Genomic DNA, 1,823 nt, shown 5'->3' with positions numbered 1-1,823 from the left:
GGCCCAGGACGGCGGCCAGGGCCCCGCCGGCGGAGGCGGGCAGCAGGCTCGGCTCGATCCGGTACCACAGCGCGACGCCGGCCAGCCCGAGCAGGAGCGGCACGGCGATCCGCGGGCTGGCGACCGGCGGCACGTAGTAGAGCTGCGGATGGCGCGGCACCTGCGGCAGCAGCGCGAAGTCGCTGAACACCAGCGGCTCGCCGATCACCGCGCGTTTCAAGTGGCTGACGAGGTGGAGGATCGCGACGGTGAGCACGCAGCTCGACGCGGCGAGCCACGGGCGCCACGAGAACACGAACCAGAACAGCAGGATCAGCCCGTAGGCGCCGAGCCGGATGGTGAGGTCGCCGGGCCTGCGGCTCGCGCGCCCCGGCACGTCGCCGAAGCGGAACTCGATCGCGAGGCAGAGGACGAAGGCGACCACCGTCGCGAGGAGGAAGGACATCGTGCTCGGCTCAACCTTGCCCGGGCTTCCGGGTGACGGGCTTGCCGCCGGACGCGACGCCGCGCCGGGCGCGCAGGGCCCGCACGATCGGGTTCAGCAGGCGGTAGCGCGCCCGCATGCCGAAGCCGGCGAGCCGGCCGAGCGCGAGGGCGCTCGGGGGCGCTGCGGCGCGGGCGGCGCTGAGGCGGTCGAGCAGCTGCTCGGGGCCGCACGGCTTCATCGCCACCGGATCGAGGTAGCGCGGATACAGGATCAGCGCGCCGGCGACGAGCTGGTCGAGGGCGAGCGTCCGGCCGCGGTCGGCGCCGGGCGCGAGATCCTCGGTGAGGCCCCAGCCGGCATAGAACGGCCGCCCGTGCGTCGCGACGCTCAGGCCCCGGATCAGCGCCTCGAAGCCGGCGAGCGAGGTCATCGTCTCGACGTGGTGCACCCGGTCGAGCAGGTCGACGATGCTCAGGCCCGAGACGATCCGGTCGGCGAGCCCCAGGGCCTCGGCTTCGGGGATCGCGCCGGGGCGGAACCCGGCCTCCACGTCGGGATGCGGCTTGTAGAGCAGGAAGGCGTCCCGGTTGCGCGCCCGCGCCGCCTGCAGCAGCGCCCGGTTCGAGCGCACGTTCGGCGAGCCGTAGCGGACCGAGGCGTCGTCCTCGACCTGGCCCGGCACCAGCACGATCCGCCGGTCCGCCGGCCACGCGCCCGCGGCGACCGTGAGGCCGACATTGTACTTGCTCAGGCGCCGCGCGACGATCGTCTCGCGCAAGGACTTCGCCCGGGTGACCAGGGCGTCGGAAAATTCGGCTTCGGCCAGGATCCGCGAGAGACGGCTCTCGCGCCGCGGATCGTAGTAGATGCCGCGATCGTCGACCACGATCGAGGCGCCGGGCTGCAGGCTCGCCCCGAGGCCGACCGAGCGCAGGAAGCCGTCCTCGACCCGCGCCAGCGGCAGGCCGGCCTCCGCGCAGGCCGCCTCCAGGGCCTCCGGCGCGCGCGTCGCCCAGGCGAGCACCTGCCCGTCGTGGCGCTTCGCGGCGGCGACCGCGGCGGCGACGGTCATGGTGTGGATCGGCGTGCCCTTCGGGCCGACGGCGAAGGCGTCGAGCGCCGGCCGCTTCCAGCGCGAGATGCCCACGTAGACGACGCGCCGCGCGTTCTCGGAAAACCGCGCCCGGAGCCAGGCGACGCGCTCGGCGCAGGCCGCGCGGTCGATCGGCGCCCGCGTCCAGGGGTCGAAATGGTGCAGGCCCGGCGTCTCGCGCCCTCCGACCGGCTCGCCGGCCAAGGTCAGGATCAGGCTCGAGAACCCGGTCTCGGCGCTGTCGTAGGGGCTGAGCAGCGGCCCGGGCGCCACGACGAGCGGGGGACGGCCGGCGAGCCGCAG

General features: G+C 74.9%; 1 protein-coding gene and 1 pseudogene. Both read right to left on the bottom strand.

Going from position 1 to position 1,823, the window contains the following annotated elements:
- Positions 1–445: pseudogene (locus FV230_RS27935) on the bottom strand (LTA synthase family protein); the annotation flags it as partial.
- A gap of 10 nt (positions 446–455) precedes the next feature.
- On the bottom strand, positions 456–1,823 hold a 1,368-nt coding region (locus FV230_RS27930), incomplete at its 5' end, for a capsular biosynthesis protein (protein WP_147844677.1).

The sequence above is a fragment of the Methylobacterium sp. WL6 genome, assembly GCF_008040095.1.
In the GTDB taxonomy this organism is placed as follows: domain Bacteria; phylum Pseudomonadota; class Alphaproteobacteria; order Rhizobiales; family Beijerinckiaceae; genus Methylobacterium.
This window is presented reverse-complemented; position numbering and strand designations above follow the sequence as displayed.